The organism is Sphingomonas sp. CCH9-F2 (assembly GCF_001556735.1).
Taxonomy (GTDB): domain Bacteria; phylum Pseudomonadota; class Alphaproteobacteria; order Sphingomonadales; family Sphingomonadaceae; genus Sphingomonas; species Sphingomonas ginsenosidimutans.
The window spans coordinates 1-396 of sequence record NZ_LSJO01000586.1 but is presented as its reverse complement, the minus strand read 5'-3'; the positions used below and the strand labels follow the sequence as shown (position 1 = coordinate 396).

General features: G+C 77.3%; 1 protein-coding gene. It reads right to left on the bottom strand.

Annotated elements, in window-relative coordinates:
• The coding region (locus tag AX685_RS16430; protein ID WP_331710185.1) for a putative PEP-binding protein at positions 1 to 396 on the bottom strand (396 nt) is incomplete at both ends.

Below are 396 nucleotides of genomic sequence, written 5' to 3'. Positions count from 1 at the left end.
GGCTTGTCACCGCCGATATCCAGCAGCCGGACGATCACCGGCCGCCCATCCAGCGTGTCGGCGACGGCGCGGTACAGCGCGGCCTGTTCGTCGGCATCGGGGGGCGTCGCGCGGTCGAGGAACAGGAATTCGGTGCGCAGCAGCCCGCACCCCTCCGCGCCCGCCGCCACCGCCGCCTGCGCATCGGCGATTGAGCCGAGATTGGCGAACGCCTCGATCCGCACGCCGTCGCGGGTATGCGCCGCCTCGGCCGCCGCCGCGCGCACCGCGGCGCGGCGCTGCGCCACGGCATCCGCCCGCGCCCGCGCCGCCACCAGCGCCGCGGGCGCGGGATCGACCGCCAGCGTCGCGGCATCGGCGTCGAGGATCAGCGTCGCGCCCTCCGCCACCTCCGCC